This window comes from Mesorhizobium sp. M0808, from assembly GCF_040320025.1.
Taxonomy (GTDB): domain Bacteria; phylum Pseudomonadota; class Alphaproteobacteria; order Rhizobiales; family Rhizobiaceae; genus Mesorhizobium.
Window position 1 is genome coordinate 1 of record NZ_JAMYOX010000057.1, and the last position, 25,909, is coordinate 25,909.

General features: G+C 55.9%; 24 protein-coding genes and 2 pseudogenes. 4 read left to right on the plus strand and 22 right to left on the minus strand.

What is annotated here, in order from left to right; all coding sequences use genetic code 11:
• From NKI25_RS32985 to NKI25_RS33040, 12 genes and pseudogenes are all read right to left on the minus strand, one after another.
• On the minus strand, positions 1 to 160 hold a 160-nt coding region (locus NKI25_RS32985), incomplete at its 3' end, for a transposase zinc-binding domain-containing protein (RefSeq protein WP_353000580.1).
• Positions 161 to 170: 10 nt separating this feature from the next.
• Positions 171 to 410: pseudogene (locus NKI25_RS32990) on the minus strand (tyrosine-type recombinase/integrase); the annotation flags it as partial.
• 70 nt (positions 411 to 480) lie between these two features.
• Positions 481 to 660, minus strand: coding sequence for a DUF982 domain-containing protein (locus NKI25_RS32995; RefSeq protein ID WP_352789897.1), 180 nt, complete (start codon positions 658 to 660; stop codon positions 481 to 483).
• Between the two features lie 188 nt (positions 661 to 848).
• Positions 849 to 1,394, minus strand: coding sequence for a hypothetical protein (locus NKI25_RS33000; RefSeq protein ID WP_352789856.1), 546 nt, complete (start codon positions 1,392 to 1,394; stop codon positions 849 to 851).
• Positions 1,395 to 1,525: 131 nt separating this feature from the next.
• Positions 1,526 to 1,720: a DUF982 domain-containing protein gene (locus tag NKI25_RS33005; RefSeq protein ID WP_353000582.1), complete on the minus strand. Its 195-nt coding sequence runs from the start codon at positions 1,718 to 1,720 to the stop codon at positions 1,526 to 1,528.
• Between the two features lie 107 nt (positions 1,721 to 1,827).
• The gene (locus tag NKI25_RS33010) at positions 1,828 to 2,070 is read right to left on the minus strand and encodes a DUF982 domain-containing protein (RefSeq protein WP_353000552.1); all 243 of its coding nucleotides are present in this window, start codon (positions 2,068 to 2,070) and stop codon (positions 1,828 to 1,830) included.
• Positions 2,071 to 2,390: 320 nt separating this feature from the next.
• On the minus strand, positions 2,391 to 2,567 hold the full coding sequence (locus tag NKI25_RS33015; RefSeq protein ID WP_352789864.1) for a hypothetical protein: 177 nt from the start codon (positions 2,565 to 2,567) through the stop codon (positions 2,391 to 2,393).
• 660 nt (positions 2,568 to 3,227) lie between these two features.
• Entirely contained in the window at positions 3,228 to 3,527 is a 300-nt protein-coding gene (locus NKI25_RS33020; protein ID WP_353000553.1) for a hypothetical protein, read from the minus strand.
• Between the two features lie 407 nt (positions 3,528 to 3,934).
• Positions 3,935 to 4,447, minus strand: a complete 513-nt coding sequence (locus NKI25_RS33025) for a hypothetical protein (RefSeq protein WP_352829671.1) — start codon at positions 4,445 to 4,447, stop codon at positions 3,935 to 3,937.
• A 267-nt stretch (positions 4,448 to 4,714) separates the two neighbouring features.
• On the minus strand, positions 4,715 to 5,647 hold the full coding sequence (locus tag NKI25_RS33030; protein WP_353000555.1) for a DUF4336 domain-containing protein: 933 nt from the start codon (positions 5,645 to 5,647) through the stop codon (positions 4,715 to 4,717).
• 107 nt (positions 5,648 to 5,754) lie between these two features.
• Positions 5,755 to 6,387, minus strand: coding sequence for a tyrosine-type recombinase/integrase (locus tag NKI25_RS33035; protein ID WP_353000556.1), 633 nt, complete (start codon positions 6,385 to 6,387; stop codon positions 5,755 to 5,757).
• Between the two features lie 150 nt (positions 6,388 to 6,537).
• Positions 6,538 to 7,068, minus strand: a complete 531-nt coding sequence (locus tag NKI25_RS33040; RefSeq protein ID WP_353000558.1) for a MarR family winged helix-turn-helix transcriptional regulator — start codon at positions 7,066 to 7,068, stop codon at positions 6,538 to 6,540.
• 161 nt (positions 7,069 to 7,229) lie between these two features.
• On the opposite strand from NKI25_RS33040, the gene NKI25_RS33045 reads away from it, so the two are divergent.
• On the plus strand, positions 7,230 to 7,565 hold the full coding sequence (locus tag NKI25_RS33045) for a cupin domain-containing protein (RefSeq protein ID WP_353000560.1): 336 nt from the start codon (positions 7,230 to 7,232) through the stop codon (positions 7,563 to 7,565).
• Between the two features lie 74 nt (positions 7,566 to 7,639).
• On the plus strand, positions 7,640 to 8,086 hold the full coding sequence (locus NKI25_RS33050) for a VOC family protein (protein WP_353000561.1): 447 nt from the start codon (positions 7,640 to 7,642) through the stop codon (positions 8,084 to 8,086).
• 341 nt (positions 8,087 to 8,427) lie between these two features.
• On the opposite strand, the gene NKI25_RS33055 is transcribed toward NKI25_RS33050, so the two are convergent.
• Positions 8,428 to 10,194 carry an adenylate/guanylate cyclase domain-containing protein gene (locus tag NKI25_RS33055; protein ID WP_353000562.1) on the minus strand — a complete coding sequence of 589 codons (1,767 nt, stop codon included), beginning with the start codon at positions 10,192 to 10,194 and terminating at the stop codon, positions 8,428 to 8,430.
• A gap of 225 nt (positions 10,195 to 10,419) precedes the next feature.
• On the opposite strand from NKI25_RS33055, the pseudogene NKI25_RS36625 reads away from it, so the two are divergent.
• A pseudogene (locus tag NKI25_RS36625) lies at positions 10,420 to 10,599 on the plus strand (adenylate/guanylate cyclase domain-containing protein); the annotation flags it as partial.
• Here NKI25_RS36625 and NKI25_RS33065 read toward each other — a convergent pair.
• From NKI25_RS33065 to NKI25_RS33100, 8 genes are all read right to left on the minus strand, one after another.
• On the minus strand, positions 10,599 to 12,350 hold the full coding sequence (locus tag NKI25_RS33065) for an adenylate/guanylate cyclase domain-containing protein (RefSeq protein ID WP_353000564.1): 1,752 nt from the start codon (positions 12,348 to 12,350) through the stop codon (positions 10,599 to 10,601). The pseudogene NKI25_RS36625 and the gene NKI25_RS33065 overlap by 1 nt on opposite strands.
• Positions 12,351 to 12,577: 227 nt before the next feature.
• Complete coding sequence (locus tag NKI25_RS33070) at positions 12,578 to 13,147, minus strand: hypothetical protein (protein ID WP_353000565.1); 570 nt, start codon at positions 13,145 to 13,147, stop codon at positions 12,578 to 12,580.
• Between the two features lie 214 nt (positions 13,148 to 13,361).
• Positions 13,362 to 15,896, minus strand: a complete 2,535-nt coding sequence (locus tag NKI25_RS33075; protein ID WP_353000567.1) for a sigma factor-like helix-turn-helix DNA-binding protein — start codon at positions 15,894 to 15,896, stop codon at positions 13,362 to 13,364.
• Entirely contained in the window at positions 15,896 to 16,291 is a 396-nt protein-coding gene (locus NKI25_RS33080; protein WP_353000569.1) for a hypothetical protein, read from the minus strand. Before NKI25_RS33080 ends, NKI25_RS33075 begins: the two co-directional genes overlap by 1 nt.
• On the minus strand, positions 16,272 to 18,257 hold the full coding sequence (locus NKI25_RS33085; RefSeq protein WP_353000571.1) for an AAA family ATPase: 1,986 nt from the start codon (positions 18,255 to 18,257) through the stop codon (positions 16,272 to 16,274). The genes NKI25_RS33080 and NKI25_RS33085 overlap by 20 nt, the downstream gene beginning before the upstream one ends.
• A 1-nt stretch (position 18,258) precedes the next feature.
• Complete coding sequence (locus NKI25_RS33090) at positions 18,259 to 18,465, minus strand: DNA modification system-associated small protein (RefSeq protein WP_353000572.1); 207 nt, start codon at positions 18,463 to 18,465, stop codon at positions 18,259 to 18,261.
• A complete protein-coding gene (locus NKI25_RS33095) occupies positions 18,465 to 20,567 on the minus strand; it encodes a DEAD/DEAH box helicase family protein (RefSeq protein WP_353000573.1) in 2,103 nt (700 codons plus the stop codon). Before NKI25_RS33095 ends, NKI25_RS33090 begins: the two co-directional genes overlap by 1 nt.
• A 30-nt stretch (positions 20,568 to 20,597) precedes the next feature.
• The gene (locus NKI25_RS33100; protein WP_353000574.1) at positions 20,598 to 21,629 is read right to left on the minus strand and encodes a DNA-methyltransferase; all 1,032 of its coding nucleotides are present in this window, start codon (positions 21,627 to 21,629) and stop codon (positions 20,598 to 20,600) included.
• 597 nt (positions 21,630 to 22,226) lie between these two features.
• Here NKI25_RS33100 and NKI25_RS33105 point away from each other — a divergent pair.
• Positions 22,227 to 22,805 (plus strand): hypothetical protein, encoded by a 579-nt coding sequence (locus NKI25_RS33105; RefSeq protein ID WP_353000576.1) that lies wholly within the window; start codon positions 22,227 to 22,229, stop codon positions 22,803 to 22,805.
• Between the two features lie 18 nt (positions 22,806 to 22,823).
• Here the strand turns inward: NKI25_RS33105 and NKI25_RS33110 are convergent, their stop codons facing one another.
• Positions 22,824 to 25,490, minus strand: a complete 2,667-nt coding sequence (locus tag NKI25_RS33110; RefSeq protein WP_353000578.1) for a hypothetical protein — start codon at positions 25,488 to 25,490, stop codon at positions 22,824 to 22,826.
• Positions 25,491 to 25,909 lie beyond the last annotated feature (419 nt).

Consider the following 25,909-nt stretch of genomic DNA (forward strand, 5'->3'; position numbering starts at 1 on the left):
CGCACGCCTCGACATGACCGCCAAGCGCCGCGGTGCGGCAGGTCTCGATCGCCGACATCACCTTCAGCTGGCCGAGGCTCAAGTGGCCGGCCTGGGCCGCGCGCCAGGCGGCACCATGGCGATGGAAGATGTCGGCGACCTCCAGGGACGGGCGGCGCACCGCCGCCGCGTTATCTGTCCGGTCGTATCTCGCCCTCTGTGAGCAGGCTGATCCGGTCGAGCGGACTCATCACGGTGTGGATCGTCTTGGTGGCGACATGGGCATAGAGCGCGGTCGTATCAATTTTGGCATGGCCGAGCAGAACTTGGATGACGCGAATGTCGACGTCCTGCTCCAGGAGATGTGTGGCGAAGGAATGCCTCAGGGTGTGCGGCGTTACCCGCTTTTTGATCTCGGCGGCCTCCGCCGCGGCTGCCCCGCATTGAAACAAGCAAAGGTAGTAATCAGACCCGAGACGTGGTGGCAAGCGGAATGCAGACCTAGCCAGAGGAGCGTAGCACCCCCTCCTCCCTAGCAGCCGCCTCGAAGGCCTTACGAACCTCCTCATGGGTCGCCCGGTCCTCAACGGCGTCGATGCACAGTTGCACAGCCTTCCGCCACTTAGGCCCATCTTGGTCCACTTCAGGAGTTCCTCGGCGGCACCCTCGACATTGTTGCACCCGTAGGTGACCCCAGGTCGTTGGGTCTTGAGAAAGGCCGGCCGGTGGCAGCAATGGTCAGTTTCCTGCAATGCTGGATCGGTAAGTTCATGTCGGAAGTTGACGCTCTGCTCCCCGGACCTGGATGGCGAAGTAGAGCTGGTCGCCAGCGAACGCCAGTGCGCGATGGCGGCCAGCTGGTCTGAGCGTTATCTCTTCATGCACTGCCCGGAGCCGCCGGGATCGCAGACTTCTCCTACACCGCAATCGAAATCGCGTGTGCAGGCGGGCGGCGACAAGGGCGGGGCGAGGACGATATAAGGCGTATGGACCTTGTCGCGAGGCGGCACGAAAGCCGGCGCTCGCTCGCCTGCGTCACCGAGTGTACGGATATAGAGATAGAGCGACTTCTTGTCCTCATCGCTCATCGCCCGTACATTATACCCTGGCATCGGTGGATAAGTCCCAAGGCCTCGAAGATATGAAACGAAGCCGTCGGCTGTGAGGTCGACGGCCGTCAGCCGTAGGTTTGCCGCATAGCTGGTTCCCCACGGTCCCTGAAAGCCGAGTGCATTTCCCTTAAGAGCCTTGGCCGGATCGATCTTGCCGCCACTTTCGCTATATCCTTCGGTGTGGCAATCGTGGCAGCCGCCGATGATGGAGATGTAGAGTCCTCGCTCGACCGAAGGTTCCCCTGCCGCCGGCGCGGCATTGAGCGCAAGCGCGGCAATGCGTATCAACCAATATGCACGCATCGCATTCCCCTTCCTTGGTGCCGAACGGCTCTGCGCGGGACTTGTCTCCGGTTTTGTCGCGCTTTGTCATGTCGGCCGAGCTTCCCCGCCTGTGGCGCAACTCGGAGATCAGGGAATGGTTGCATTAGGGATCAGGAATGTTTGGGAACTGGGCTCGGGTAACTGGCACATTCGGCCCTAATCAGGCGAGCGTAGCACCAACCCTCCTCCTCGGCAGCGGCCAGGAATGCCTTCCGTGCCTCCTCGGGTTCCCTCTCGTCGGAAATGCAGGCAATGCAGACGCGCACCGCTTGGTTCCACTGAGGGTCACGCTTGGTCCACTTCATCAGCTCCTGGCCGGCCGCCTCGACGTTGTTCACGTTCCGGGTCAGACCAGCACTCCGTCCTGACAGGGACCCGAGGGGAGAACCAATGGGTTGCCATGACACCTCGCTCACGGGGAAAGATACATCTTGGCTTCCTTAGCGGCAGCCTCAAAGGCCTTTCGTACCACCTGAGGGTCAATCGGATCGCCCTCTAAATCTGACAGGCAGAGGGTCACCGCCTTTTGCCAGCGAGGTCCTCTCCGGGTCCACCTCTTGAGTTGCTCAAGGGCTGCCCTCGCATTGTTGCAGCCATGCCTGACGCCGGTTTCAGTCTTCACGAACACCGGAGGCACGAACCAATGGGTTGCCATTGAGGGGTAATTAGAGGGGGCGGGAATGTTTGGAAGGGATGTCTGAGCCGGTGATCGACTTTGGCTCGCGCGAAGAGCTACGCGACCTGCTAATCAGGAAAAAAGTATACCCTCCTCCTCGGCAGCAGCCAGGAATGCCTTATGGGCTTCCTCAGGTTCCATCTCGTCGAATATCACAGCGAGGGTCCCAGCAAGGGCCACGCTTGGTCCACTTCATCAACTCCTCGCCGGCTGTCTCGGCGTTGTTGACGTTGCGGGTCATACCGGCACGCTCCGTCCTGACAGGGACCCGAGGGGAGAACCAATGGAGTGCCATACAGTCACTCTTTGTCGGCCCTATCAAGTTCCTCCAGCAAATACCTTTGCTCGGCCGGCAGTTCCCGTTCTACAGGCAGATTTAGCAGATTGCGAAGGTAATTGCGGATTACCTCTGAGGTGATCCACCGCCGCACAATTTCGGCAATAACCTTCTGTTTGGCTTTATCGATTTCAGCCATGTTCGGGCCTGCATGTTTAAAAGGACCGAACTGCACCGCTAGCGGATTTGTTCCTGCTAATCACGAAGATCAAGCAGGACGGCGCGCCCTTCTTGCGGGGCCGCGGTAAGCAAAATTTCGGCACAATTCAGCATCCGTCTCGTTACGTGGGGGCGCACAGGGCACGAAGTGCTGCTAGGGCCGCTTTAAGGGACACCACGTTGCCGTCTGATGCCACCGTCTTGACCTGCTCATAGGGGATACCGAGTCCCGCCGCCGCAACCAGCGAAATCGAGGCGCGCGAGCCGCCGATGTTGCGGGCGACGTTGATCAGCGCTGACGCCTGATTGGGTTTTTTGCGCAGGGAGACCGACGTAAGCCGCGGTCGAAATAGGGATGATCAGGAACGCAGTCCGATCATCAGGAAGACGCGCCCAAAAGGCAAAAAGTAGTAGCTGGCGTCGGGGTGAGCGACGTCAAATGCCATAGCGCGACCGTAGCCACCCACATACCAGCAGCATGGCGATGCCGCCCGGCATTATCGAGAGGCCCGACAGCGTCGCTGTGTAGGCCAATGCCGTTTGTTGCAGCTGTGGCATGATACTCTGACGCAACGTTGCGGGTTGCTCTGGCTACTTTGACGTCGACGCGCGCCTGGAAGATCGATATGGCGCCTGCAATTTACTCAGTGTCTTTCGGCTTTTCGTCTTCTATTGGGGGAAGCCCTGTGTCATCGATAGAATATTCTTCGCCATCCTGAACTGGCATTTTATGGGAATGGGCCTTGTAGTCACTGGCACCATCACGCTTAACCTCAACTTTTACTTCGCCATTCGATTCATCGAATGTTGAAACTGTGATGGGCCGCGCTCCGTCCCCTACTTTTTGGAACCACTCCTCAACTGCGGACGTGTTGATGTTATCCGTCACCTTGAGCCATTTGTCAGTTCCAGTTGCTGCAAATCCTACAGTTGCCGACATGTGTACCTCCCGGCTGTGTATCCTGCGGTGATAACGCCACAGAGAGTGTAGCCAATTTGACAGGTTGTAAATTGCAAACGAGGGTCGCGAGAATGCTTTTCTCGTGATGACCGGTTCCCGTTGGTTACCCGCCATGCAACCTTCCCCCAAAGCTTGCCGGGGCGAATTTCGGCGAGCGGACACGGCGCGTCAGGACGCAGCGCGAATGCCGGTATTGCAACTTGGCAGGTGAGTTTGACCTCCCAGGCGTTGTCTGCTTTCAGGCGCGAGCCGCTCTTAACTCAATGTCCGCAATGAGGCGCGTACCGCCCGGCCGCTGCTCCCCTCGCACGGAAAGCTCCTGCCCGAAGCTACCGCTCGAAACGAGCATTCAATGCCGCATCGGGGGCCTCCGATCCGGACTGCATTCAGGATGGCCAAAGCGGCTTCACTCGCTCAATGCGATACCTTTTCTCGAACTCACGGAGCACCATTTCGAGCGTTGCCTCAAAAGCACCCTGATCGAACATCATCGATTTCTTCGCCTCATGAAAGTAGCGCCAGTCGGTGAAGGCATCTTGGTGCTGATGAAGAATGTGACGAATGCTGTAGTCGATGTAGAAACCATGGGGATGATACGGGACCACTGACCTTTTGAACTCAGCGTCGAGTTTCTCTTGGCTTTCGGTCTTTAGGCGATCAAACAGCTTCATCAGGTTGTGCGATTTGACAACTCTTGGATCGTCGTGGTCGAAGACGAACCACGCTTTGAGTGCCAGCTCCATCGAAAGCGCCAAAAGCATCGGTTCAACACCGACGTGTTCGCGTTCGCTCTGGTCTGCATGCTCTCCGAATTCTCGACTTGGAAAGCTCTGAGTTTTTCGAAAGATCGCCTTTGCGGCTTCCCCGATCCTAATGGCAGTCGATAAGCGCGCACTCATTAGAGATCCATTGATGTAAACTGGCTCTGGAGCTTGACCTGAGATATTGCAAGAACGCAATCGCTTAGGCTAGGCACGGAATTACAAGCTAACGACAAGTTAGAGTTGAGTTAACTGCCGGCGACCTGTTTTTCCTACCTCTTTGTGGCGCGAATGCTATCTGGTTGCGATCCTTATTATCTGAGCCAAGGTCTCGAGAACTGCGGGGCATCCGCGCGAGCTTGCCGGGCTATGTCAGCTCGTTTGCATTCAAATGCTGGCGTCCGGCTAATGAGCAGACCGTCCGCCTTCAGGAACTCCCGGAAGGTGGATGAACGACCGGAATGTGGGCGCTTCCCGGCCGAAGCTCCTTGGCGCGGTGAGGCAGCTTTCGCGGCGTAGCCGCCTGAAATCTGCCAGCCCGTTTCCTACCATTCCTGGACATCGGCGCGTCCCGCTCTTTGAACCTATGCCGATCGCTGACGTGGGCCGTATCGAAAGTGTTGCCGAGGTTAGGACTACTGGAGCAGCCATGAAAAAGGCGCGCCGCAAAAAGGCTTCGCCATCCGTCCTAACAACCTCACCATGCGCGACGACGACGTGCTCGGGATGTTTGCCGATTAGCTCACGAATTTTGGGGCGTGCGCTTGCGCGGTTGCGGAAACTGATCCGGTAGTCGATTGGCGGATGGCCCCATCCTTCGACCATTTTCGAAAGTTTTGCGATTGGCCGCATCCACCAAGGCCAATGGCGTTTCAAGAACGGCTCGCTGAAAGTCTGCGAGAGGTCGGCGATGATGGCGGTGCGCGACGCGCGGTGAAAGAAGATCAGTTCGTTCATGAAAAACAAGTTGGTGAAATAGAACTGGTCGATCTGCCCCTTCCATTCGGCGGGCGGATCGTCGGCCAGTGCCCCGGAAAACCGGAGTTCCCTGCATTTGGCGATTGTCGCCGCCGTTGCCCACAAACTGGCATCCGGGAATGGGGTCTGCCATTGGCCTAGAAACAGAAAATGCAGCTTGTTGGGGCTGATAATGTGACGAACAGGGCCCAGCGCTCGAACCTTGCCCTCCAGTGCCGCCGTCCTTTCGACCGGCGACCACAACCATAACGCGCCATCGGCAAGACGCACGACGACCATGCGTGTCGGATAATCGAAGCCTTTGAACGAGACGACTCCGCCATCCGCAAACCATAGGTCCGATCCCAGCGGCTCCAGCATGTCGCGAAGTCTAGTTCGCCAAGGACGCTTTCCACCCCAATGCAGCCGGTCGCAGCGCGACTGTGGCGAAAGCGGTCGTCCGACACGCCGAACGACCGCTCCCGACTTCAGATTTCCGTGCGCTCCGCAACGAGCAAGGCGTCCTCGACGTCGACGCCAAGATACCTGACCGTGTTCTCAATCTTCGTATGTCCGAGCAATATCTGTATGGCGCGGATGTTTCCGGTCGCCCGGTAAATCATTGCAGCCTTCGTCCGTCGTAGCGAGTGCGTGCCGTATTCAGCCGAGCGCAAGCCGATGGCAGACACCCATTCGTCGACGAGACGAGCATATTGTCGGGTGCTCATGTGGTTCGTATGATCGACCCGGCTCGGGAACAGGTAGTCGGCAACAGCTCCACCTCGACGTTCAAGCCACGATAAGAGGCTAGCGCGAACATCCGCCTTGAGCTCGAACTGAACCGGTCGGCCGGTCTTTTGCTGTACGACGATCGCTCGTGTCCTTATCTCAGCGCCAGCCACGACATCTCCAATTTTGATCTTGACCAGGTCGCATCCGCGAAGCTTGCTGTCGATTGCCAGGTCGAAAAGCGCCCGATCTCGCAGGCGTCCTTCTCGATCAACGAAGAAGCGGATTGCCCAGATCTGCTTCTGGGTAAGCGGTCGCTTCGTGCCAACGGTTTTGCCAGCGTTCCAAGCCGCTCGACCTTGCGCAGCGGGATCATGACGTGAGTAGCCCATCTTCGTTCTCCTTGGCCCTGATTGGCCGAGGGAAAACGATTGGCGATTTCGAAGCTTTTGGGGCCGAAAGGAGACCGTCCTTTCCCGGCAGCCTTCGACGAAAGCTGTCGTTCAGCTGCCGACCTCATCTCGGCCGTCCCTGTCAGGTCGCTAGGCATTGTTTTCAATGCCGACAAGTAATTTTCTCAGAAGATCGGCGAGCGCGCTTCGTTCCTTCGCATCCAAGGTTTCAAGGAACGCGGCCCCGTTCGCCACGTGCGCCCGACAGGCTTCCGCAGCGCGCGAGGTGCCGGCGTCGGTCAAGGCCACCAGCATGCTTCGTCCATCCTGCTGCGACTTCTCCCGCCGGATGAGCCCAGCCTTTTCGAGCCGGTCCAGCCGGTGGGTAAGACCGCCAGAGGAGATCATCAGCGAAGTGTATATCTGTGTCGGCGTCAGGCGATAAGGCGGCCCCGAACGGCGCAGTGTAGCGATCACGTCGAACTCACCACGATCGAGGCCAAATCTCGCGAATGTCGCCTCCAAGCTGGGGCGGAACAAGTTTGTCAGGCGGGATGCCCGCCCCAAGATTCCCATCGGTTCGGTATCGATATCGGGCAGTTCACGCGCCCACTGGCTGCGCAGGCGGTCGACATGGTCGCCTGCCGCCGGCCTTTTGTGTTCCTTGGCTTTTACCGCCATACCTCGCCTCCTTCACCCGACCATCTGTCACACATACATCATGCGCCGCGTTGAAATATCTCGACTAGAAGAGATTCTGTCTTGACGCGAAGATAAACCAACCATATGTCTTCGCGTCAAGATAGTCATACCTTGGCAGGCCAGCGAGATGGAGCCCCAGCATGGTCATGATCCTACGCCATCGGGAGCCGCAACCTGGCGAGAGCCGGACAATCCGGTTCGATGGCCGCGAGGCCGGCGGTCCGGTATCGCTCTTCCTTGTCGACGCCGCGCCTGGACAAGGCTCTGGCTTGCATGTGCATCCCTACGTGGAGACCTGGGTGGTAAGGCGCGGTGAGGCCGAGTTCATCGTCGGAGATGAAGTGGCGCACGCCTCTCCCGGAGACATTGTCGTCGCGCCGGCCAGCGTGCCGCATCGCTTCACCAATGTCGGAGAAGACAGGCTCGAACTCGTCTGCATCCATCCAAGCGACACGATCCTTCAGATACCGGTTTAAATCAGTTAGCAGCAGCGCGGCTGCGCCACCTCCACGAACCATTCGTCCAGCACACAGCGAAAAGGAGAACCGCAATGCCCAAGATGATCTTCGTGAACCTACCGGTGAAAGACCTTGCCGCCGCGACCCGCTTTTACGAGGCGATCGGATGCGAAAAGAACGAGCAGTTTAGCGACCATCGTTCATCGAGCATGATCTGGTCTGACACCATTACGTTTCAATTGCTGGGCAACGACTATTTCGCGACCTTCACACCAAAGAAGATTGCTGACGCAAAGGCGACTAGCGAAGTGCTCATCGCCCTGTCTCGTGACAGCAGGGAAGATGTGGACGCGACGGTGAACGCCGGCGCGAGTGCCGGCGGCGATGCCGATATTCGCGAGCGGCAGGATATGGGCTTCATGTACAATCGATGTCTGGCGGACCCCGATGGTCATACCTTCGAATTCATATGGTTGGATATGAGCGCGGCGTCGGATACTTCCGACCAGCAACCTACGTCGTCTTCGGTGGGCCGCTAAGCCATTCCATGTCCGCTGTTCCAGCGCATGCAGGATCAAACTGTGAAAATCCCATGGAATTTCTCCTTCGGCCACCTTTGGCCGGAGGAAGAACGAACGATCGAAGAAGTGCTTTGGGCCGGATTCGGAAGGTCGGCTTATGGGGTCCGAAGAACAATAGCGGACGGCCGGCATCCGAAACCCATCACAATAGCAGCCAAGAGGCGTGATAGACTCCACACCTGAGGGCCCATACAATCCGCACGATTTCCTTCGCTCTAGGTTGCCGCATTGCCAATTCTGTCTCGGCGCGGCCGTATTCCCTGCGCCATTTGCAGTGCTTCAAGGCCCAGCGCGCGCTTTCAGTCATTCCGCAGGCCTGCCTTGCGCAAGTTCTCGCGAAGGTGTTCCAGATCGCCGGCATTTTTGTAAGGCGTCATCTGGGGGCCAGTTCGTCCAACGATTGTGGCTGACGGATCTATTTGCTTGATCCGCTCCACGGCCATGTTCGCTTCGGTCAGATTCCCCAATGCAGCATGACTGGCTGCCAAATATAGCCAGCGGTACACCGTGTCGATTGTCATTAGGCTATGCAAAGCCGTGACTGCTTCATGGTATTGTCGGGAGTCGAAATAAATCTGGCCGAGCTGTACGACGTACCACTCGGGATGGCGAGGATTAAGCCGCAACGCCTTTTGTGCTGCGTCGAGGCCTTCGGTCGTTCTTCCCGCGCAACTCAGGCAGTAGCCAAAGTCCATGAGAATGTCTGCATCATTGGGATTGAGATCAAGGGCGCGGTGAAATGCTGCAATGGCAGGTTCGTACTGCCCGCAAAAAAGGCAGTGTCCTGCGAGGGCGTAATGGCCCCACGCCTCCGCGTCGTCGCGTTCAATCGCGAGATTGGCGTACCCCAAGGCATCCGCCAACGAGGACTCGGGGTTCTCGCTAAATCCATCGGTTACGTCCATCATGTGCGTCCAGGCAACCTTCGCAAAGGCCTTGCCAAATTTGGGATCCAGCTCACTGGCCTTGTGGAAGAGTTCGCGCGCACGCTGATTGTCCTCCTTGGTAAAATGGCCCAGGGCCTCCATACCTCGCACGAAGTAGTCCAGCGCTTGAAAGTTCCGTGTCCCCGCGACTTCTGGGCGCTCTTGCCACGCCTTAAACAGTCGGCCTCCGTACGCTGTAGCTAGACTGCCAATTATTCTTTCGGTGACATCGTCCTGCACCGAAAAGATATCATCGATGCTTCGGTCGTAGCGTTCTGCCCAAAGGTGCCGCCCAGTCTTGCCGTCAATGAGCTGGGCCGTAACCCGGACACGGTCCTTCGACCTCTGTACGCTGCCCTCCAGGATATAGCGGGCACCCAGCTCCCGACTGGCGTCCTGTATCTTCGTGGCTTTGCCCTTGTAGGCAAAGGTCGAATTGCTCGCGATGACAAAAAGATCGCGAAACCGAGACAAACCGGTGATGACGTTCTCTGTGATCCCATCCGCAAAGTAGTCCTGCTGACGGTCATCGCTCATATTGACGAACGGCAACAATGCGATGGAGGGCTTGTCAGAAAGCGAGGGCGGCGAAGTGGGGTTCGCTCCGGTCCCGTCGAGACGCACCGCATAAGCTCGCACGGGGCGCTCAATATTTTTAAGTATCTGCTCACCGTTGTCGTCGAATTGCAGGTCAAGCCGGTTTCCGAGGTGATCTCGCACTGTGCCCGAAACCATTACACCTCCAACGGGAGCGATGCCTTCGAGCCTCGCCGCCACGTTCACGCCGTCACCGAACAGATCGTCATCCTCGACGATGACGTCGCCGAGGTTGATCCCAATGCGGAATTGTATCGCCCCATGTTCGGAGACGGCCTCGCTTCGGTCCGACATGGCCCGCTGGATGTCGACCGCACAGGCCACGGCGTTCACCACGCTTGGGAACTCCGCTAGGACACCATCGCCCGTCGTTTTGAAAATACGGCCTTTGTGCTCGGCGATCTTTGGGTCGACCAACCCGGCCCGGATTTCCTTCAGTGCGTCAAGCGTGCCGACCTCATCCCTGCCAATGAGCCGAGTGTAACCCGCCACATCAGCGGCAAAGATGGCCGCGAGGCGGCGTTGGACGCGTCCTTCGCGCATGTAGTGCATTGCCTTCAAGAGCAACAGGACAAGGATTGTACGGGCGACCGCTGGCCGAGTCCACGAGCCGGAAACTCGAGTATGGGTCGTCATACGCCGGAATTCAAATAGGACGCTACCGGCGCGAAGGAGGCTTGGCGCGATGTACCCGAACGTGAACCAAGACCGCGCCTTATTAGCTTGCGATGATGAATCTCGCTGGCCAGGTTCGGGTATGGGCAGGCAATGACCGAAGTACGCAAGCTCGCGGCAATCCTGGTGGCGGACATCTCGGCTTCAGCCGCCTGACGACGAACGACGAGGATCGTACGCTTACAGGCAATCTCGCGTTGCGAAGCGACCTCGTCGATCCGACCATCGAAGTTCATCGGGGGTCGGGTCGTGAAGCCCACCGGCGCCGACGCTCAAGGTGCATCCGCTAGAGCGTCCATGGCCAGATGGGCCAGTTCGCGCTCGTGCTCCCTATATTCTGCTTTTGTGTACTGATAGCCCCAATCAACGCTAGGCCAATCTGGTTTGATTTTGTTTGCCAAACGGGCTTGCGCCCGCGCGTCATCGATACGCCCGAGCTTCGCCATGCATCCGGCCGCATAAACGTGGATATAGTAATAGGGGCTGTTGATAATGGCGAAAGATTTTATCGCCTCCTCGTACTGTCGGGTCATCATGAACGCCATGCCCATAGTCTCGCTGAGAGAGGCCGGAAGGAACAGCGGGCTGGCGCGCATAGTTTTGAGTGATCTTTCGATAGCCTCGCTCGCATGACCTGTGCAAAGGAGGTAGTACGCCATCATGTCATTGAGATCGGCGTTATCAGGTGTCAGCTGGAGGGCACGCTGGAAGGTTTCCGACGCGGCGTCGAAATTGTTGTCGAGCATGAGGCACATCCCACGAACAGCCAAGCACCTGCTGTCCTCGCCGTCGAGCCGCACGGCGAGTTCTGTTTCTGTGTTTGCTTTTTCCAACGCATGTGGGGCAAGCGTTTGCCAATAGACGCGAACGTGCATATGGCCTACCGCCGCATGAGCGCGCGCAAAGTTTGAATCAAGCTTCACCGCACTTTCGAATTCCGCCATGGCTTGCGGAATATCATCGTTGCGCCAGCGATTAACGATCTTCATACCGCGCAAGTAATGGTCATAGGCGCCCAAGCTCTCGGTCGGTTTGCGCCGCGATGCTTTCACGAGGTCGGATTCAACATACCCCGGAACGGCGGCGACGATGCTTCGAGTCACTTCGTCCTGAACTGCGAAGATGTCTTCTAGGTCACGATCATAGCGTTCCGCCCAGACGTGACTACCAGTCGCTGCCTCGATCAGCTGGGCCGTGATGCGCACGCGCTTGCCGACCCTGCGAACGCTGCCCTCCACCAAATAGCGTACGCCAAGCTTTCGCCCCGCTTCTGCGATGTCGACGACCGTCCCCTTGAACGTGAAGGACGAGTTCCGTGCGATCACGAACAGGCCACGATTGCGCGCCAGTTCAGTGATGATGTCCTCGGTGATGCCGTCCGAGAAATACTCCTGTTCCGGATCGCCGCTCATGTTGTTGAAGGGCAGCACGGCGATCGACGGTTTCTCATTGGCGACCGACTCTACTCCGACCGGTTGCAGGAACGGCGCGTCGGGAAAGAGGTTGACGTTGTAGACGCGCACCGGCCGCTCGATGTTTTTGAGCGTCTGCTCGCCCGTATCTTCAAAAATAAGTGCGAGCGTGTTGCCGAGACTGTCCCGGACAGAGCCGGATACGGCAACGCCGCCCGGCCTGGCAACGCTCTCGATCCGCGCCGCGATGTTGACGCCATCGCCGAAGATGTCGTCGTCCTCGATGATGATATCTCCAACGTTGATCCCGATGCGGAACTCGATGCGCCTGTCCGCCGGCACGTTGGCATTACGCTCTCGCATCTTATGCTGGATGTCGGTGGCGCAGGCCACGGCATTTACCACGCTGGGGAACTCTACCAGCAAGCCATCGCCGGTCAGCTTGACGATCCTGCCCTGATGCTCGGCGATTTTAGCGTCCACCAGTTCGTGACGATGCGCCTTGAACGCCGACAGGGTTCCGCTCTCGTCGCGACCCATGAGCCTGGAGTAGCCGACCACATCAGCCGCGAAGATGGCGGCAAGGCGACGCTGATTGCGTTCTTCGGCCATTGGCAATGCGGCAACCTAGAGCGAAGGAAATCGTGCGGATTGTATGGGCCCTCAGGTGTGGAGTCCATTGCGCCTCCTGTACTCCCCACACTCACCGGCATCAGATTCTCCTCGATCTTGCGGGTAGTTTTGCGTTTCGCTCGCCTGTCAATGAAGACCAACGATGCAATTGCTCGCTACATCGGCTTGCGCCGACTAAGGACATCGTGAAGCCACCACTCAGGCCGTCACGTGGGGCTGAGAGCGAACCGGCGGCTTATAGTATGATGATGTTCAGACGCCGCCGTTCCGCTGTTGACCCACAAGCTGGCGTCAAGAGTAAGCTTGTCATAGCCCTCTCCATGGATCAGATGGTTACCTTGAATGACCGCATCGCGGATATCGCCGACATCGACGTAGTCGGCCGCCAACACGCCTCCGATGGAAGCCGGAGTTGTTACTTGCCCGGTGATCGCGCCATCCAGGAAATCCTTGCTATTCCGCAGTCCGAACTCAAAGCGGCTTTCGCGTGTCCGCTCTACCAGATCCGCCGGCAATTCGCGTCCGTTGTCATGGGCGAGCACCACGAGGCTTTGGGCTTCAGAAACATCACCATCTTTGAGTGCTTGCCCGATGGATCCCTCATAGTCGTCAGTCGAAAGACGGCTCAGCCGATATTGTGAGATCGCGAACGGATCCCAAAAGTTGAATGCCAGTTCCAGGGCGGCAAATTGGTTTGAGGAGAAGAAGGCAACAAGTGTTGAAATCAGCGGTACCCCACCGATTGCCCGTCGACCTAGACGAACGATACGGAACATGCCCTTCGCCCCCGCGTTAGAGTTATCTTTTCGAACATCTCAATATCCCCGTCGCTGAGCCCGCTAGAACCCGTCAGTGTGAAACTGGAATTTCACACTGAGAGTGTCCTGCGCAGTCGTTATTGAAACTCAAACCTGGTCTTTTGAGATGACCCATCTCTCCCGGACTTCTTCAATAGCCTTCTAGGCGTCGAACGACCGCACCCAAGGAGCATCATATCAAAGTCGGCGAGGCCGTTTCACTTTTAATGACGTCTGCAGGCCAATCCCGAGGAAGCTCAGAGTCTTGGTCAGCGTCGTTAGCAATAGGCAGACGCCAGGTCCCAGCTGTCTGATCATACACGGCGTCAAGAGATTGTAGGCATGCCGATACTGCCGATCGATCACATCCCCTACCCATTCGAGCTTCGGCCAAACCGACAATCGACTCAAACGTTTGGGGCGCGTCAGCAGCGTCCATGAGACCCTTGACTGCCTCGGCGATGCTTTCGCGACGGGGCGCACCCCACTCTTGGAGGTATAGATACCGATGTACGTTTACCCTGAATCTTGGGTCGGTCGTTGCCAAGCTGAAAAATGCGGTGGCGCTCAACCCCAGCGCTTTTAGGGAGGGGGAGTTTTCAAGCTCCGAAAAATGAACCCCCGTTTTGCGCTGGCCTAGAAGAGTGGCTAGGGCATCGAGCACCTTCGGCTGGTCTGGTCTTTTGATTACGAGATCGCGATCATTTAGACCCCAAATACCGGGATCAATTCTCATTATCGGATCAACGGACGCAAACTGAAAATTTCTGTCTACTCCTCGCAGCGCCGACACCCGCTGCCGAATTTCTTCAGTCTTAAGCGGTCCACCGGCGTCATTTAGGATTGCCATGACGGCCTGACGAACATCAATTCTCTGGCTTTCGCCGTCACTGCGCGAAGCTGCGTCGGACCAGACTAGCCTACCCAGATTTTCGAGCTGGCCTGATTCCTTGAGTGCGATATCAACGAGATACTTGTTGATTTTTGACGAATAGCCGGTCTCTCGTTCGACCAGCGCTGCAGCAATTTCTTGGCTATGCCACTGTCGTCCTGGCGCTCCCTCGGCAACGATTTCCTCTGCCTCTTGGGCGAGCAACTTTAGTTGCTCTGGGGACATTGATACGTGCTGCCTGAGTCCGTATGTACCCCGACCAAAGAGAAAGCCTATGTTTGCTGCTGCGTTATGTGCCCTCCTAATATCGAAATCCTTGCCTGATCGTTGACGAGCAAGTTCGGCAATCTCGCTATAATGAAGGGGGCGATTGGACTCGGCGAGCACCGCTTGAATAATGCTTTCCGCGCTGCGACCAAATGAGACGAGTGTCGGGATGCCATCCGTTTCCACGAATTGACACTGACGTGACGCAGCATCCCACAACATCTCGCGGAACTCACTGCAATTGTCGGATAGTTTGGCGTCGATCATAGATCGGCAGTGGTCTAGCGACCACCCGGAATTGACTCCGCTCTCAAGAAAGCGGCGCGCTTCCAAGACCGTCCTATCCCAAGCGCCTTGATCGAGAAATCCGACATATTCCACACCATCGATTGCTACTATCTTTGCCGGCCCCTGCGAGACGTTGTCTAGCAGATATCGAAAAGTCTCAGCATTGTTATCTATTCCAGCGAACCAAGGGTCTGCGGCCTCTATTCCTTGCACCGGCATTGGTATGCGCCGCGCCTCAAGTAGATGTGCCATCTTCGCACTTAATACGTCGTCCCAAATCTCTTCCTTGATCAGCCGTTTCGTGAATTTCGCTTCAATTTGGCGTATTCTTTCCCGAGATACCTCATACCGCTCCCCAATTTCCTGCAACGTCTCCGGCTTCTGCCCAAATCCCATTCGCCGAAGCATTATGTCGCGCGCCCGTGGAGGGTATTTTAATAGAGAGCTTTCGATGCACTGGATCAGATTCAGGTCCGACGGCGATGTATCCCTTGAAATAATAACGCTAAGGGGTCCTTCCTGGAGCGCCGCTTCGAGCGAATAAACTAAATCATAGGCTGACTTTCGGCCAAAGTTCTGGGTATGAAGAAGGTTATCTAGTGAGAGCTCACCCAGATCGAAAACCGTATCAATCTCGCGATTCAAGAGCACATTTGAGACGCGAACGCTTACCGGTATTGATGCAAATTCCCTCTCGGCGAGCCACGGAGGCGATGCGCGAGCGAATGCGCAAGGGTCCCGCCTGTCGGCCCCAATCAATTGCTCGAAACGGAACACCCCGGCCTCTTTTCTGACAGCTAGAGGCAAGCGGCTTTCATATCTTAGGTAATCGTCGTCGTTCCAAATCCCGACCTCTTCGAAATCGGGCGTCGCATGTGTTGCATTTGACAAGAAATAGCTAACCCAGCCAGTGGGGGCGCGAGGGCTATTCGACTTAGAAGGCGCCTTGATATCGTCTTCTAGAAGATAGCCCCACCCGCGTAACGCCAGGTAGATCGGAAGGTTGGCCACCTGACCAACTTCGTTCTCAGACGCTTGAAAACCAGCCGGAAGCCCGAATTTCGCTGAGGAGGTTAAGAGCACTTTACCTGGAAATGAGCGCGCCAAATCAGAGAATTCCTGAGACGCAGGGCGCTCAAATCCAAAATGGACGACCCCCACCCCGGCATCTACGTCAGTTCTGGCCTTCCAAGAATCTGTGAGAGTGTCTAGCTCTTTGTGGACGCTAACCGACCATTCGCCTTTAATGCAAACCATCAAATAGGCGCGCAATGAAGCCATCAGTCGGCGGCTTTCTTTTCGACTTCCTCAAAGATCGAGTTGAAATCTATACCTCCCGCTTTTGACTGAGCGTAAAGATCGTTGACGCCCCATTCTGCCAACCTCTCGATCAGGCGATAGGGAGTCGTTCCCTCAAGACTGTCTGGCATCAATGCCTCTACTGCATGTCGCAAAGTCTGATCAGGATCGAGGGAGCCAATGTTCAAAAACGGAGATCGTTTGGTGAGTTCTGCTGGTATCGCACCCTGAGCAAGCGCGAGTGCAACTGCGAACCGAAATCCGTCCATCTTTTCGGCAAAGACGCCGTCATCCTTAAGGGCATCGAGTTTTTCATTCCCGGCTCCGAAAGTCCAATAGTGACTATCTCTTGCTGGCTCACAGGGTGGCCTTTTCAATCTTCGAGTGAATAGGGGAAACCTCGACGATATTGTAAACCGCTCCGATCTTCGGCTTGATGGCCGCCAAATCGGTGTCTGGGCGTATCTCGCCGCTGTGAACGAGCAAAACAAACTGACTCGTTACCTCGGGCAAGTACGTCAAGATGTTGTCGCGATGTTTGAGGTCCAGGCGTCCAAACGGAGTGTCCATAACTACAGGACCCACCGAGCGGCCTGTTCGGTTTAATCCGTCAATGAGCGATAGTGCGACGACCTGCTCAGCCCCGGCGCTTCTCACGGGCACCTTGCGCCCGTTCCCGTCGAGGATGCTAAGCCCGTAGTTGGTATTTATTTCGAGCCCTCTATACCCTTTTTGTGTCGTCATTTTCAAAAAGGCGTCGTTTGCGAGTTTGCCCACTCGCTCTCTCAGTCTATCCCTAAGCCGCTCAATACTCGCCGAAAAAGTGCGCTCCAGCGCGCTTGCGATGTTGACCTTGGCAGTGGTTTTTTTGGACCTCGCGGAAGCCAAGCCTTCAATGGCTTTCTGTATGACAGCTAGGTCCTGCTTCGTCTGCTCGATACTCTTTCGAATCCGGTCGATGTCGGCTTGCAGTCGTCCCTCCTCGCGAACCGCCTCATCCTTCAGTATCCTCTTTCTCGCCAGATCAGCCGTATCTTGGCCAGCTATCTCATCCGAAATTGTCTCGATTTCATTCTCTGTCCGCTGTTGGCCGACTTCTGCGGTGCCGAGATCGCGATCAATTGCCCTGAGGCGATCCTTAGCGTTCACCCCTCTGATTTTGCCAAGTGCCGCGAGCTGAGCAGCGATGGCTTGCGTTTCCCGGTCACTATTCCGCACCTTTGTAACCTCTACTTGCAGCTGTCCAAGGGAGGTGCCTAGGTCATGCCGGTGCGATTCATCCATCTTCTGGCCGCATAACGAACATGTTCCCGTCGAAAGCAGCTTTTCAAGTTTTTCAATTTCGTTCTCAAGCTTCGCGTGCTTTTTTACCTCGGAATTTATTTCCGACTGCCTGTTCAAGAGATGTGTTCGCTTAACAGTTAGTTTTGCGTCCAACAGGTCCTGCCAAGCTGCGCCGAGCAGCTCCGTCCGCTCAATCGTCTTCCTTTCAATCAGCGCAGAGAACTCAGTTTTTTGCCGTTTTAAACCATCAAGTTTCGCCTTTTGCGTCAGCACTAGTGCCGATGCCTCTAGCTCGTCCTCAAACCTCAGCCGTTCTTTTCGGGTCGCTTCAAGCTTCTCGACTAGCGTTATCAAATCTCGATCATATGTGTCTTGCTTGGCTGTCAGCTCCTTCTGGCGAACGGCCTGCTTTTCGAGACCTTGAATATGAATAAGGTCAGCGGTCTGCTTTTTGGTCGCGGCTTTCAGTATCGTGCCGAGCTCATCACGTCCTTTGATGAGCGCGGGAACGCCTAAGACTTCCTCGATGGCCTCACGAATTTGCCGCCCCTGTTCGCTGCCCTCGATCAGAAGGCTTTCGTATTCCTGAAGAAGCTCGCCATCGAAAAGAAAAAATCGAGAAATTTGTTCCGGTGCAATTTGATCGATTTCGGCTTCGATCTGATCTCCACTTATGACCACGCCGTCACGAGTTAGATGGACCGAAACGATGAAATCGTCCGGCCTCGTCGGTATCGCAACCAGGGCACGCCTATCTGCCGTACGCCTCAGATCATATTTGTGACCTCCCGCTTCAAACTCGATATAAACCTGAACCTTCCAGTCGCCAGAAAGCGATGATTCCTTGTTTACGATGTCTTGAAGAGGAATTTGCCTGGAATGCCTACCAATAGCTTTTCCATAGAACCCCCATCGAATCGCGTTCAGCAAACTCGTTTTGCCACGCATATTGTCTCCGAAAACTATCATGACGTTTCGATAGTCATCCGTAGGAAAATCAATCGACATATTTCCGTTATACGGCATGAAATTGAAGGTGCTAAGCTTATGAAGTTTCATCTTAATTGCTCTTTGCCGCCTCGGAATGGGCCACTAGCGCTTCATCAATCAGCCGATCCATCCCATTAGTAGAAACGGTTCGATCATCCTTAAATTGAAACCGTTTTTGAATTTGATAGCATTGCTTTAGCAGGTCCTGGTCGAGATAGGGTGCCACATCCTCGCGAACAGCAAGCAGTGTTTCTAAAGTCAAATCGTCCTCCACCATTATTCGTCTCCCTCAATTCCGTCGTCATGAAACATGCCGAGTTCGATGCCCATTTTTATAGCGATAGACCGGAGTTCTGCGCCACCCGCACGATTTATTGCATTCTCCGAGAACTCGATTGAGCGAACAAGCTCCGCCCTCAGAAGGCTCATCTGCTCCGGTTCGTTTTCGGCACTCACAGGAACAACAATTGCGTCGTGTATCACTGCTATCTCCTTACCCGGAAAGCGTCTCAGAACGCGCCCCCTTCGCTGTATGAATTGCCTAGGATTTTGCGATGAGGCCAGGATCAGGCCATGTGATATTGCGGGAATGTCAACTCCCTCGTCTAAGCACCGGATAGAAACAAGAACTCCGCCATACATTCTAAACCAAGACATGGTTGCGTCTCGATCACCAGGCATCGAAGAGTGATATTCAATCGCCTCTATGCCCGAGGCGCGTAGTTCCGCTAACACGTCGTTCAGCTGGTCAGCGTCCTCGCAGTATACGAGCCAACTCTGCCCGTCCTCGAAATTTTCCTTCAAAATAGAGACGGCAAGGCGAATCTTCGCGCGGGCCTTTTTGGCGATGCGTGCTCGCCGGATCAGGAGCATTTTTGCCTTTTCGCTGAAGGACCGCTTTCCATTAATGTCAACTTTCTGCCTCGCCATTTCGTTTCGAATGAACCGCGTGAGATCCTTCCACGCATCGGCTTCTTCTGCGGACAGATTTATTGCGTGCGGAAAATACTCATAAGGGACCAGCCTCCCAGCTTCGATAGCGTCATTCAGCGTGATGGGAGGAGGTACGACCGGACCGAAGTACTCGAACATTTTAGACGTCCCGTCAGGATCGCCATAGCGCTTCGGCGTGGCGCTGAGCCCTAGGCGTTGTCCAGCCTGAATTTCGAATATCTTCGAATGCTGTGGACTGCCGGTCTGGTGCACTTCGTCGGCCACAATAAGCAGATGCGCCCCAGCAGCAACGTTCGAAAGAAACTCTGGCATGGATGCCGTCTGCATAGTTGCGAGGATGATTCGCCCGCCCAACTCAGGATCAGGGTCGGTCATGCTCCGCAGTTTTCGAGGTAGACGCCATTTGTCGTTCCCCCCACCGGCCAGGAGAAGTGCCGCAGCCGGAATTTCTTGACGCAATTCGATTGCCCACTGGTCGAGAAGCAACCGACTTGGAACCAAGACTAGGGTTGGGAGTCCCATCTCCGCATGCCGTGCGATTGCGAGAATTGCCGTGAATGTCTTCCCACTTCCGGTGGCATGTTCAAAGATGCCCCGTCGCCCCTGTGCATCCCACGCAGCGATAGCGCCACTTTGATGTGGCATGGCCGATCGTCGTGGTGCAGGAATCGGGACGGCGCTGGTAGTCACGTCATCAAGCCTTTTGAGTGCTGCTTTTTTGAGATGGTCCGCAGCTTCTAACGGAAATGGAAAAACTTCCACGTCCGGGTCGAGCTCCGACCATAGTGAGTCGAAATGGGCTTCGTGGTTCGCAACTCTCTGGGCCTCAAGCCCGCCTCTCCAGCTACAGAACACTTCAATCGACTCGAAATTTCCACTCGGGTCCCATGCACTCCAGGTTTCGTTTGCAGAGCCCTTGAATGAAACGCGGTTACCAATGCCGTCAAGAAAGATACCAATTTTTTCATGATAGAGGCCCTTTCTATCCGTTCTAACCGCCAATTTCAGTTCAAGAGACTTAACAGAGATCAGAGTAGCCAAAATTCGGGTTTGGTACGATGTCTCTTGCATCGACAACATCTGATCAATTTGAGCCACCAGGCTCTTGGCAATTATGTCACTTCTTCGGGCATAGCCGAGCACGATAGAGTCGATGTCATCAGCATCAAGCTCCGGTGAACAGATCAACTTCACCAACCCGCCCCGTTTGGCGAATTCCACAACGCTCTGTCCGGTGACGAGAAAAACTGACGACCGAAAATAGCCGGTAGCTCGCTTGTACTCGATGCAATGCTGCAAGCACGGACGATAAAAGGCTCTTGCCGGCTCTTCCTTAAGAGAACGATATTCAGTTTTGAGTTTCAGTGCCGATAAATCGCCCAAAACCTTAGCTTGCGCCCCCGAGGGTTGCTCCTCCGCACCCACTCCGTCCCCCTTCTCCTCCCGCCAAGATAACTAATCTTGTTGGGGTTGCTCATTCTCAAATAGCTTGAATCTACCCTTCGATCCCTGAACATACTCGCGAGACGCCTCAACTCCAATCCACCGCCTCCCAAGCCCTTCTGCCACAGCTCCCGTCGTATTGGAGCCGGCAAATGGATCAAGTATGAGATCGTCAGGGTCGCTCAAGAATTTCACGACAAAAGCCGAAAGCATCGCCTGCATCCGCGCAGGGTGAGCGGGAATTGAAAACCGTCGGCAGTAGTCGCGGTAGTTGGCATCCCATTTCGTGCCAGAAAACTTGAGAAGCGAACCAGGGGTGGTTGCTTGGTCCTCAAAATCGGCCACATTAGCAGCGATCGAGCCTCCGTGATCTGTCAGAAACCCTGTTTCAGAAATCACATGGCCCGACGGACGAGTCCCAGCATTGTATTTTTGTGATTTAAGAAGACGCTTCATATCCGCGCTATACGGATTTAGGACCGATCTATTGTCTGCTTTCGGGTTCTCCGACCTCGACATCCACCAAACGTGGGTGAACGAGTCTTTTAGCCTAACGCGCTTTATGTTTACCCAGGCCGCCGGACTCGGGAGTCGCGCCGGGTTGTGGCAAATGATGTGCTGACAAAGGATGAGATTTGCAGCCCTCTTGAATTCCAACAGCGCTTCAAGCGGCAATGTGGACATAACTGGGACGCCGGCTTCCCAAGCGTTTCCTATCTCGATGACGATAGAACCATCGTCCGTCAAAAGGTCAGAAAGCGGCTTGGCCAGAGACTTAAGCCAGTTCAAATAAGCTTCACCAGTCTCATTGCCGTAGCGCTTTTTTCGCACCAACGGAAATGGTGGTGAAGTGACGATCAGATTTACTCGCCCCTTGAGCGAGGTGAGGTGGTCGCTTTTGAGCGCATCCTCAATGCGCCCGTGGAACATGTGCCCATGCGCCGTGCGGTACGCCTCCACTACCCGTCCCGACGATACTCGTTCCCGGACTGAGGCCTCTGACTCCTGGTATTCAATAGCTCTTTCGATCATTTCATCCGGCATGCGGTGCTCAGGCCACGTTGAATGGTAAATGCTATGTGAGATCATTTTCGGTCACGATCACAAGAATTCAGAACGTGCCATTTCGCAATTCATTCCATCAAGGATGGGTGGGGACAAATCAAGCTTCAGCTCAGCTGGAACGACGGTAATCAACTGATACCTGCTAGTGGGCCACTCCGATGGCCACAGAGTGGGCGGCCCCGGGGCAAAATTCTCGCTTCGCTCAGCTCGAATCAACGCAATCGCCCGCCAACATTCGCCAGCCCTCCGACGCAAGGCGAATACGTTGCTCGTTGCTATCGAGCATGGACGCATCACACCGACGAGATGCGCGATCTCTACCGCGATATCACAACAGAAGACGAACCGGACGACATGCGGCATTGCTTCCAACATTTCAATCGGGAAAGATGCCAGTTCCATTTTACGCAGAGCCCCTGATATATCGGCGTAAATATCCGCTGCACCTGTTGTTCCACGTACACTCCGTTCGTTCCCGAGAACGGTCTCGTGTCTTAGCGTCTCAGTGTGAAATTGGGTTTTCACACTGAGCACCCTCCCCGCGGGTTTGCAAACGACAGTTTCAAGCTAAGCGCAATGGCATTGGTCGTCGGCAAACCAGCTGATGACCGGGTGGGGCCGCGAGCTGTCTGTCCGTTTTTCGGCGTGCAATTGAGCGAAGCGGACATTCAACGGCTCTTCGAAAGCAGCTTTAAGTTATGGCCCGCGAGACTTGGACTTGCCCTTCAGACGCTCACAGATATTGGAACGCGACACACCCAGCACCCGCGCCTCCTTGCGGGTTTCGGCAACTGGACCGCCCCCTCACCTCAGGTCGTCGGCGGTCGTGGCGTAGAGATCCTGCTCGATCGGGGTGATGATGACGGTAAAGGCGACATAGCCTACTCCGCCCTTCTCAACGCAATACTTTCCCGTGTGTACGTCGAGATCTCTCGGTTTGCCCCAAAGGCCCTCAATGTAAAAACGCGCGGTTCCCGGCTGGCGATCCGAAACGTTTTCGAGGCTGACGCAGATGCTTCGATAACAGTATATCCCTCCGCAATCCCACGCCGCAATTCGCGTTTCAACGCCTTTGTACACCAGCTCGGTTTTCGCGACGACAGGAGCGACGAGAAGGAAGAACGACCACGCTCCAATGGGCGCAAAAAGGAATGAACGCCGCATTGTGTCCTCCTAAATTGGTGACAGCAGCAGTGGGATAAACTTGACCGCACCGGGGAATATCTGCGTCCCGGCGCTGACATCGAAAATCGCGAGGCTATCACCCTGTGGCCTGATCAGTACGCCGCTGAAGTAGATCGAGCTTGTCGAAACATCCGAAGAGGTCGTGACGTCCATGTCCGCTGACCACGCCATCAATCTCGTCGGAGGGTAGCCCTGACCGTTGTAATTGGAGTCAATAGCTTCAACAGACCCCTTCGAAAACAGAATTATCCTCCCTGGACCCGTTGCCGTACTTGTCGATATGCGTCCGCGCAACAGGTTCGGCAACCGGAAGCTCCAGGTTGTCGAAAATCTGACGGTATCGGACCACGCATAGAGATATGTCAGGTAGAATGCCACTTTTTGCGAGTCCTCGATCTCGATCTCGACAAATCGGCCGTTGCCCTCCTCACTGAACGGCACGTGTTGCCCTTGTTTTAGGGTGAAGAAGTTGAAGAACAGCCTGAATGGAAGGCGAGCGAAGAACATCTTAAGTGGTTGCGGAAACCATGGGCCCTTCGGGGCGACCTCGCCTGGGTCTGCCCCTATCTTCAGGTAGTAGGTTCCCGGCTTTTGCAGCTTGTACTTTGGTACGGTCGATACAACGATGCCCAGTCGTCTCTCCCTCGAAGTTTTCCGGCTTCGTAATGGTCGTTGGGAATAGAAGATCCGAGAAAATACATAGACGGCGCTCTTGCACGCGGCGATCGTGAAGATCACGAAGGCTCCCGCGTGGATCGCATCCCAAACGCGGAAGCCTTGCCAGAGCCCGGTTCGCACTTCTATCGAAACGTTCTCAAAGGCTGTTAGCGCAAAGGCATCGACCTGAGCTTGAGCGATGGGCGCATCGGCGTCCACCGTCGCCTTGATGGAGTCAACCTTGGCGGACACCCAACCGATTGCGTCTGCGCGGGCATTCGCATAGGCGCTCTCCGCAGCCCGATGGGGTATCCTCTTCGCCTTACAGATAAGCTGCCACCACCTGCACTCCGGATAGTTGAAAGCGTCGCTGACGCACGTGCCGCCACGATCGGGGATGTTGTGCCCATCCGCATCGCAGGGCAAGCTTGTCGGGATCACCCGGTTCACAGCGGCGACCGCCATGTCGCCGGCGCTGCCAACGGCAGCAGAGGATTGTTGTGCCGAGGCCGAATTGGCATCACGCGCCGCTTTCAGCGCGGACGAGAAATGACAGCCGACGGAATGGTCGACATCGACTTCCAGATCTCTCGTCGGAGGGAGAAGTTGAAACACGAGCCGTTGATCAGTGTTTTTGCACGACTCCGGCGCGTCGGCTTCCGCGATTGCGGCGATAGGGATACTGTAGGCCAAGTCGTGTGTGGCTTTCGTTGCGCGGTTCGCAATGAATGTACCAAGGACGACACATGCCAGCAGCGGTAGCCACTTCAGCAGCGCCTCTCCCAAAACCCGGTCTCTGCGAGTTTTGGATATCTTCTGGACCAGCGTCACATTCTCCTCGATCATACGCCCTATGACCGCGCCAGACAGCGTGCTAACGGCCAGTACCGCGAGGCTCATCAGGATCGATGTGATGGCGGTGGCGCCAAGGTTCCCACCCTCGGGAAAAATGGCACCGAAAAGGCATAGAACTGCAAGCCCTCCTGTCGCAATCAGCGCGATGCCCGTTCCCCAGATCGCGATGCGGTAGTTGATTGCCCCGAAGAGAAAAAGTAGCGCTAGCGTCGATATTGAGATGAAGACCGTCCAATACCAATTGATCGCAGCCGCCCCGGCTGCGTCAAATGTTCGCGCGAGACCGTCAACGCTGGATAATGTCGATGCAACGGTCTGCAACCGCAGCGCTTCTGCGCTCGCAGCGCTTTCGGCTTGTGCTTTCGCCGTAGCTTCTGCGGTGACCGCAGCGGTGACAGCATTTGCTTGGGCAGTCGTGTCGGGGATGATGATCGTGTCATCGCAAGCAGGGCCATCAACGTATTTAATAGTACGGAAGCACCGGCGCGTCCTTGGCTTGCTGGCCTCTGCGAGCGCAGCTTGTGTTGCAGATACCTGTTGCGTAAACGGGTTGACATCGATCTCTTGCACATTTGGCGCAGCGAGGGCAGCTGTTGCCTTCTGGTTTAATGTGTCAAACCACTGAAGACGACGGGCTTCTAGGGCTGATGTCCCGACGACCATCTGTAGGAAGTCGGTCGAACCAATCTTCCGCAAAGCCGTTTCTGGTTTGGCAATCAACGCCGACCGCAGTGCTTCGTCACTGTTAACGGATGAGATTAGAGTGTCACCCGGCAATTCCTGGTACCTTTGCCATGCGCGGTCGAAGGCGATCGGATTTCGAAGGAGCGCCGTTTCGAGTGACAAGGTTGGGTATGGTAGGGTTGCGACTAGCAGCGCGGGGATGAAGAACGCAAAGTAAAGGATGCGCTTCGCGGCGAGGGCAAACATCAACCCGAAGCCTGCGAGTATCCCCGAGAAAATGCGGAAAAGGTCACCGGACAGGTAAGAGGCGAACTGTGTCGTGACTGACCAACCCCAATCGGGCGGCGGCATGGCAGCGCATAGGCACAACATCACCGCGACAAAGAAGAGAGAAAATGCCCCGAACAGAATCGCAATCCTGTTGGTCAAGGAAGCTTGTTCGCCACCGAGGTTCCCCATGCCATATCACCCCCGGGAAAGACGCGATGAAGTAAAACACCGAAACCTTCGGTTGTACAGGTTTCTTGTCCCGCTTGCTCAGGGAACCACCACACGTGGTAGAAAACGCAGCCGTCGCTCCCCGTCTGCACGGTATGCGGGATGAGTCGAGTCGCTCAAAATGGCGTGCTGAGAGCAGCTGGCCCCCAATCGGGGAGGTGGGTCCGCCAATCTGTCTGATCACCACATCGGGAACGATGGTGCTAAAGGGGTAAACATGCCGCAACATTATTTCGACGCCATGTCCGCTCTGGAGACACCGGTGGACGCGCTACGTCGGGTCCTGGCCGCGCACGGCCTCCTCGGCGGCCCACAGCGGGGCCATCTGCGCCACCGTCTGCGAGGCAATAACGGAGGAGCCTGCGGCATGCAGTTCGTAG

Bases quoted from the DNA above. Each gene is read 5' to 3' on its own strand.
- NKI25_RS33000 (WP_352789856.1), bottom strand. From the start codon at position 1,394: ATGCGTGCATATTGGTTGATACGCATTGCCGCGCTTGCGCTCAATGCC.
- NKI25_RS33005 (WP_353000582.1), bottom strand. From the start codon at position 1,720: ATGAAGTGGACCAAGCGTGACCCTCAGTGGAACCAAGCGGTGCGCGTC.
- NKI25_RS33010 (WP_353000552.1), bottom strand. From the start codon at position 2,070: ATGGCAACCCATTGGTTCGTGCCTCCGGTGTTCGTGAAGACTGAAACC.
- NKI25_RS33015 (WP_352789864.1), bottom strand. From the start codon at position 2,567: ATGGCTGAAATCGATAAAGCCAAACAGAAGGTTATTGCCGAAATTGTG.
- NKI25_RS33020 (WP_353000553.1), bottom strand. From the start codon at position 3,527: ATGTCGGCAACTGTAGGATTTGCAGCAACTGGAACTGACAAATGGCTC.
- NKI25_RS33025 (WP_352829671.1), bottom strand. From the start codon at position 4,447: ATGAGTGCGCGCTTATCGACTGCCATTAGGATCGGGGAAGCCGCAAAG.
- NKI25_RS33030 (WP_353000555.1), bottom strand. From the start codon at position 5,647: ATGCTGGAGCCGCTGGGATCGGACCTATGGTTTGCGGATGGCGGAGTC.
- NKI25_RS33035 (WP_353000556.1), bottom strand. From the start codon at position 6,387: ATGGGCTACTCACGTCATGATCCCGCTGCGCAAGGTCGAGCGGCTTGG.
- NKI25_RS33040 (WP_353000558.1), bottom strand. From the start codon at position 7,068: ATGGCGGTAAAAGCCAAGGAACACAAAAGGCCGGCGGCAGGCGACCAT.
- NKI25_RS33045 (WP_353000560.1), top strand. From the start codon at position 7,230: ATGGTCATGATCCTACGCCATCGGGAGCCGCAACCTGGCGAGAGCCGG.
- NKI25_RS33050 (WP_353000561.1), top strand. From the start codon at position 7,640: ATGCCCAAGATGATCTTCGTGAACCTACCGGTGAAAGACCTTGCCGCC.
- NKI25_RS33055 (WP_353000562.1), bottom strand. From the start codon at position 10,194: ATGCGCGAAGGACGCGTCCAACGCCGCCTCGCGGCCATCTTTGCCGCT.
- NKI25_RS33065 (WP_353000564.1), bottom strand. From the start codon at position 12,350: ATGGCCGAAGAACGCAATCAGCGTCGCCTTGCCGCCATCTTCGCGGCT.
- NKI25_RS33070 (WP_353000565.1), bottom strand. From the start codon at position 13,147: ATGTTCCGTATCGTTCGTCTAGGTCGACGGGCAATCGGTGGGGTACCG.
- NKI25_RS33075 (WP_353000567.1), bottom strand. From the start codon at position 15,896: ATGGCTTCATTGCGCGCCTATTTGATGGTTTGCATTAAAGGCGAATGG.
- NKI25_RS33085 (WP_353000571.1), bottom strand. From the start codon at position 18,257: ATGAAACTTCATAAGCTTAGCACCTTCAATTTCATGCCGTATAACGGA.
- NKI25_RS33090 (WP_353000572.1), bottom strand. From the start codon at position 18,465: ATGGTGGAGGACGATTTGACTTTAGAAACACTGCTTGCTGTTCGCGAG.
- NKI25_RS33100 (WP_353000574.1), bottom strand. From the start codon at position 21,629: ATGCCGGATGAAATGATCGAAAGAGCTATTGAATACCAGGAGTCAGAG.
- NKI25_RS33105 (WP_353000576.1), top strand. From the start codon at position 22,227: ATGGCATTGGTCGTCGGCAAACCAGCTGATGACCGGGTGGGGCCGCGA.
- NKI25_RS33110 (WP_353000578.1), bottom strand. From the start codon at position 25,490: ATGGGGAACCTCGGTGGCGAACAAGCTTCCTTGACCAACAGGATTGCG.